Source organism: Piscinibacter sp., from assembly GCF_050175855.1.
Classification (GTDB): Bacteria; Pseudomonadota; Gammaproteobacteria; order Burkholderiales; family Burkholderiaceae_C; genus Piscinibacter.
Window position 1 is genome coordinate 1 of the sequence record NZ_JBFXIO010000351.1, and the last position, 5,355, is coordinate 5,355.

General features: G+C 70.9%; 6 protein-coding genes and 1 pseudogene. 1 reads left to right on the forward strand and 6 read right to left on the reverse strand.

All coding sequences use genetic code 11. The features are described 5' to 3' along the window. The 3 genes from AB7U92_RS21095 to AB7U92_RS21105 form a co-directional block, all read right to left on the reverse strand. A partial coding sequence (locus tag AB7U92_RS21095; RefSeq protein ID WP_428581642.1) for an FAD-dependent oxidoreductase occupies positions 1–535 on the reverse strand: 535 nt, incomplete at its 3' end. Positions 536–545: 10 nt separating this feature from the next. Further along, positions 546–1,082 carry a VOC family protein gene (locus tag AB7U92_RS21100; protein WP_428581645.1) on the reverse strand — a complete coding sequence of 179 codons (537 nt, stop codon included), beginning with the start codon at positions 1,080–1,082 and terminating at the stop codon, positions 546–548. Positions 1,083–1,093: 11 nt separating this feature from the next. Further along, on the reverse strand, positions 1,094–2,050 hold the full coding sequence (locus AB7U92_RS21105; RefSeq protein WP_428581648.1) for an MBL fold metallo-hydrolase: 957 nt from the start codon (positions 2,048–2,050) through the stop codon (positions 1,094–1,096). A gap of 74 nt (positions 2,051–2,124) precedes the next feature. On the opposite strand from AB7U92_RS21105, the gene AB7U92_RS21110 reads away from it, so the two are divergent. Further along, positions 2,125–2,916 carry an IclR family transcriptional regulator gene (locus AB7U92_RS21110; RefSeq protein ID WP_428581651.1) on the forward strand — a complete coding sequence of 264 codons (792 nt, stop codon included), beginning with the start codon at positions 2,125–2,127 and terminating at the stop codon, positions 2,914–2,916. 7 nt (positions 2,917–2,923) lie between these two features. Here AB7U92_RS21110 and AB7U92_RS21115 read toward each other — a convergent pair whose 3' ends face one another. The 3 genes and pseudogenes from AB7U92_RS21115 to AB7U92_RS21125 all read right to left on the reverse strand — a co-directional run. After that, on the reverse strand, positions 2,924–4,381 hold the full coding sequence (locus AB7U92_RS21115) for an FAD-binding domain-containing protein (protein ID WP_428581654.1): 1,458 nt from the start codon (positions 4,379–4,381) through the stop codon (positions 2,924–2,926). Next, positions 4,378–5,109 (reverse strand): SDR family NAD(P)-dependent oxidoreductase, encoded by a 732-nt coding sequence (locus AB7U92_RS21120; protein WP_428581657.1) that lies wholly within the window; start codon positions 5,107–5,109, stop codon positions 4,378–4,380. The genes AB7U92_RS21115 and AB7U92_RS21120 overlap by 4 nt, the downstream gene beginning before the upstream one ends. Continuing rightward, a pseudogene (locus tag AB7U92_RS21125) lies at positions 5,106–5,355 on the reverse strand (FAD-binding domain-containing protein); the annotation flags it as partial. The gene AB7U92_RS21120 and the pseudogene AB7U92_RS21125, both read right to left, overlap by 4 nt.

Here is a 5,355-nt window from a genome sequence, read left to right on the forward strand (position 1 = left end):
AGTCGGCGTCCAGTGCATATGCCCCGTCGGCCGTCTCGACCTGCAGCCGCGCGCCCGCGTCCTTCGGCGTGACGCCGGTGACCTTGTGCTTCCAGCGCAGCTCCAGGTTCGGCAGCTGCTCCGCGCGCTTCACCAGGAACTCTTCGAGGTAGTACTGCTGCAGGTTCACCATGCCGGGCCGGTGGTGGTCGGCCTCGGGCAGCAGGTTGAAGCGGAACACCTCGTCGCGGCCGAAGAAGGTGCGGCCGACGTTCCAGGTCACGCCCTTGTCGACCACCGCATCACCGCAGCCGAGCCGGTCGAGGATCTCCAGCGCGCGCTTGGCGTAGCACAGCCCGCGTGAGCCGACGCTGACCGTGTCGTCGTCGTCGAGCAGCAGCACGCGCTGGCCCTGCATCGCCAGGTCGATGGCCGCAGCGAGACCCACTGGGCCAGCGCCGACCACGACGACGGGATGCCGGTCCACCGCGCCGGGCTGGTCGAGCTCCGCAGGGCGCCGGTAGGCAAACTTCGGATAGGTGTAGGTGCTCAGCATCGGCGCGGGCTCAGGCCTTGAATTCCTTCTCGTGCATCCATGCCGCGTGCTTGGGCGCGCGCCGGGTCTTCGCCCACTCGTCGAGCATCGCCCACTTCACCTCGTCGAGCTTGGCGTTCATTTCGGGCGTGGCCGTGTCGGCTGCCAGCTCGACGCGATGGCCGTTCGGGTCGAAGAAGTAGATCGACCGGAACAGCGTGTGGTCGGTAGGACCGATGACATCGATGCCCGCGGCCTGCAGCTTGCCCTTGGTGGCCAGCAGCTCGTCCATCGAGCCCACCTTGAAGGCGATGTGCTGCACCCACTCCGGCGTGTTGGGATCCTTGCCCATCGGCGGCGAGTTCGGGATCTCGAAGAAGGCCAGGATGTTGCCCGCGCCGGCGTCGAGGAAGACGTGCATGTACGGATCGGGCGCCTTGGTGGAAGGCACCTGGTCTTCGGCGATCGCGAGCACGAAGCCCATGCCGAGGTGCTTGCCGTACCACTCGACGGTTTCCTTCGCGTCGCGGCAGCGGTAGGCCACGTGGTGGATGCGTTGAATACCCATGATTCGCCTCCTCAAGACTCCAGGGCCTGCCACATCTGGCGGTCGCGCTCGGCGGTCCAGATGCGCGGGTCGGGGTACTGCGTCACCTCGTCGTAGCAGCGTGTCACGTCGAAGGGCATGCAGTGGTCGAAGATCACCCATTGGCCGTACTTCGGCGCCAGCCGGGCATAGGTGCTCTTGTAGACGGCGTTGAGGTCCTCGCCGGCGGCCACGCCGGACTTCACGCTCTCGTAGACGTCGGCGATGAAGGCGCGCGTGCCGGCCAGACCCGCTTGCACCTGCTCGGGCGTGGTGAGCGCCGCGCCGCGGCCGGGCACCAGCTTCTCGGGCTTGAGCGCGGCGATGTTGTCCAAGGTCTGCGGCCAGTCCTTGAAGTACGCGTCGCCGGCGTAGGGCGTGGCATCGAACTCCACCAGGTCGCCGCTGAAGAGAATCTTCTGCTGCGGCAGCCAGGCCACCGTGTCACCCTTGGTGTGGCCACGGCCGAGCTGCAGCAGCTGCACTTCGAGCTTGCCCAGCCACAAGGTCATCTTGCCGGTGAAGGTGATGGTCGGCCAGGTCAGGCCTGGCGGCACGCTCTCGACGTTGCGGAACAGGCGCGGGAAGCGGCCGATCTCGCTGGCCTTGTCCTGCTCGCCGCGCTCGACGATCAGGTCGTAGGTGTCCTGGCTGGCGATGATCTGCTGGGGCTGGTAGGCCGAAGCACCCAGCACGCGCACCGCGTGGTAGTGCGTCAGCAGCACGTACTGGATCGGCTTGTCGGTCACCTCGCGGATGCGCCGGATGACGTCCTGCGCCATCACCGGCGTGGCCTGCGTGTCGAGCACCAGCACCGCGTCGTCGCCGACGATCACGCCGGTGTTGGGGTCGCCCTCGGCGGTGTAGGCATAGGCGTTGTCGGACAGCTTGGTGAAGCTGACCTTCTTCTCCTCGAGGTCGGCCTGGCTGGCGAAGGCTTTCTGGGTCATGGGTGCGATGGTTTGTTCATTGCAAACGAGTTCGCACTTTACGACTCACATTGCGCTATGTCAAACTTGTTTGCATGGAACAAATCGTGATCCGGGAGCAGCGGGCGGTGCAGTCGGTGGAGGTGGGCGGGCGCCTGCTGATCGCGCTCGGCCAGCATGGCGCGCCGATGTCACTGAAGGACCTGGCCGCGGCGGCCGAGTTGCCCGCCTCGCGCGCCCACCCCTACCTGGTGAGCTTCGGCCGGCTCGGGCTGATCGAGCAGGATGCCTCCAGCGGGCGCTACGCCCTCGGCCCGGCCGCTCTGCAGCTGGGCCTGGCCTGCCTGCACCAGCTCGATCCGCTCAAGGCCGCCACTCCGGTGGCGGAGTCGCTCTCGCAGGCGATCGACCAGACGGTGGCGATCGCGGTGTGGGCCAACTTCGGCCCGACCATCGTGCGCGTGATCGAGGGCAGCCAGCCGCTGCATGTGAACATGCGCGCCGGCACGGTGATGTCGCTGCTGGGCACGGCCACCGGCCGGGCCTTCGCCGCCGTGCTGCCGGCACGCAGCATCAAGGAAGTCCTGGCCGGTCCGCAGGGCGAACCGCGCCGCGCCGACCGCACGCCGGTGAAGGACGTGGACCGCGAGCTCGAGCTGATCGCCGCCGAATGGAAGCGCCACGGCGTGACGCGCGCGCTCGGCCGGCCCATCCCCGGCGTCAACGCCTTCAGCGCGCCGGCCTTCGACCACGAGGGCAGGCCGGCCCTCGTGATCACCGCGCTCGGGCACGAGGACGTGTTCCCCGCCACCTGGGAGTCGCCGCTGGCCGCCGCGGTGCGTGAGGCCGCCGCTGCGGTTTCGCACCGCCTCGGCCACCGCGGCTGAGCGGCGTTCAGAAGAGTTCGCCCTGCCCCACCGGCGGCCGCTTGGTGCGCCGAACCCTCATGCCCGAAGGCGGCAGGCCGCTCCTGCGCGAGCCGTGCTTCGCCTGGATCGCATCGGCTTCGCGCTTCGCCTGCGCGGTGCCGCGCAGGCCGAACAGCCGCTCGCGCGCGAAGGCCAGCGCCTCGCGCTCGTCGACGATCGGCTTCGGATACGCCGGGGTGCCGATCTCCGGCACCCAGCGGCGCACGTACTCGCCGGTGGGGTCGTGGTCGCGCGCCTGCTTGGCCGGGGAGTAGATGCGCAGCGTGTTGATGCCGGTGGTGCCCGACTGCATCTGCATCTGGCTCCAGTGGATGCCCGGCTCGAAGTCGAGGAACTGGCCCGCGAGGAACAGCCCCGGCTCGCGCCAGTGCAGCCAGAGGTGGTAGGCCGCGAAGCTGACCAGCATCGCGCGCATGCGGAAGTTGATCCAGCCGGTGGCGCGCAGCTGGCGCATGCAGGCGTCGACCATCGGGAAGCCGGTGCGGCCTTCGCACCAGGCCTCGAAGCGCTCGCGGTCGAAGGCGTCCTCGCGCAGGCCATCGCAGGCGCGCGAGAAGTTGCGGAACTCGATGGCCGGCTCGTCTTCCAGCTTCTGCATGAAGTGGCAGTGCCAGCGCAGCCGGCCGGCGAAGCCGCGCAGCGCGTGGGCCAGCGTGCGATCGGGCGTCGATCGGATCACGGCCTCGGTGGCCTGGTGCACGCAGCGCATCGAGATCGTGCCGAAGGCGAGGTGCTCGCTGAGCCGGCTGCAGCCTTCGGCCGCGGTGACGGGGCTGGACAACGCGTGGCGGTAGTCGCGCCCGCGGCCGGCGAGGAAGCTCTCCAGCATCGCCCAGGCCACGCGCTCGCCAGCTGGCGGCACGCGGGCGTCGATGCCGTGCAGGCCGAGATCGCGCAGCGTCGGCAGAGGCGATGGCGCCATGCCCGGCGGCGCCGCGAAGCCGCCGGGCAGCACCGCCTCCGGTGCACTCATGCGTTGCGCCCAGCGCCCCGCCCAGCCGGCGCGGCTGCGCAGCCGGCGCACCACGCCGGTCTGGGCGAACTCCTGCCAGACCACGCCCTCGGCGCGGCACCAGGCGGCCACGGCGCGGTCGCGTGTGTAGCTCCAGCCGGGGCCGGTTTCCTCGTGGCTGAGGAGATGGGTGAAGGCGAACTCGCGGCGCAGCTCCGTCAACACTTCCACCGCGGAGCCGATGCGCACCAACAGCGGCAGCCCGCGCGCGGCCAGGCCGTCGCGCAGCGGCGCCAGCGCATCGAGCAGGAAGCGCACGTGGCGCGCATCGCACTCGGGGCTGCCGAGCCACTCCGGCTCGATCACGAACAGCGCCAGCGCGCGCTCGAAGCGGCCCGCCTCGGCCAGCGGCGCGTGGTCACGCAGGCGCAGGTCGCGCTTGAACCAGACCAGCGCGGCCGGCGCGTTCACTTTACCAGCGGGCGTACGCTGGTGAAGCCGCCATCGACCGGGATCACCTGGCCGGTCAGCCTCGCAGCGCCCTCGCCGAGCAGCCAGGCCATGACGTCCGACACCTGCTCCGCGCTCTGCACGCCGCCGAGCGGGTACTGCTTGCCTGCGCCTTCGCGCAGCGCCGGCACCTTGAGCATGGCGGCGGTCATCGGCGTCTCGGTCATGCCGGGCGCCACGGCGTTGACGCGCACGCCCTGCGCCGCATAGGTGGCGGCGGCGCTGCGCACCAGCGCCTCGACGCCACCCTTGGCCGCGGCGATCGCCTCGTGGTTGGCCACGCCGATGCGCGACACCACCGAGCTGGCGAACACCGCCGCACCCGCGCCGCCCTCCAGCGCGCCGATCCACGCCTGCAGCACGAAGACCGCGCTGTCGAGGTTCACGCGCATCAGTTCGCGGTAGGCCTCCGGCTTCGTGCGGTGCAGCGGCGCGATCAGCGTGCTGCCGACGCAATGCGCCAGCCGCGCCGGCGCGGCGCCCAGCGCCTCGCGCGTGGCGGCGACGGCGAGCGCCGCGCCTGCGGGTGTGGTGGTATCGGCCGCCACGCGCAGCGTGGCCGGCACCTCCGCCAGCCGCGCTGCATCGCGGCCCACGGCCACCACGCGCGCGCCCTGCGCCGAGAGGGTCTGCGCCAGCGCGCGGCCGATGCCGCCGCTCGCGCCGGTCACCAGCACGATGTCGTTCATTCGAAGAGCTCCAGGGTGTCGGCCCGCGTGGCGAGCAGCTCGTCGACCGAGCGGATGCCGCGCATCGAGCGAGTCCACCACTGAGAGAACGAGTCGCAGCGGCGCTCGACGAGGGGGAGCAGGCGCGGCGCCGGCTCGCAATCCGCCCAGCGCTCCAGCCAGGGCGCGAGGTGCGGCTCGGCGACGCTGCGCACGCGCCTGGCCGACGCCAGCGCCTCGCCGATGGCGCGCGCCTCCCCGAACCAG

What these genes read in the sequence shown, in the direction of transcription:
- AB7U92_RS21120 (WP_428581657.1), bottom strand. Translation starts at nt 5,109, where the DNA reads ATGAACGACATCGTGCTGGTGACCGGCGCGAGCGGCGGCATCGGCCGC.
- AB7U92_RS21105 (WP_428581648.1), bottom strand. Translation starts at nt 2,050, where the DNA reads ATGACCCAGAAAGCCTTCGCCAGCCAGGCCGACCTCGAGGAGAAGAAG.
- AB7U92_RS21110 (WP_428581651.1), top strand. Translation starts at nt 2,125, where the DNA reads ATGGAACAAATCGTGATCCGGGAGCAGCGGGCGGTGCAGTCGGTGGAG.
- AB7U92_RS21100 (WP_428581645.1), bottom strand. Translation starts at nt 1,082, where the DNA reads ATGGGTATTCAACGCATCCACCACGTGGCCTACCGCTGCCGCGACGCG.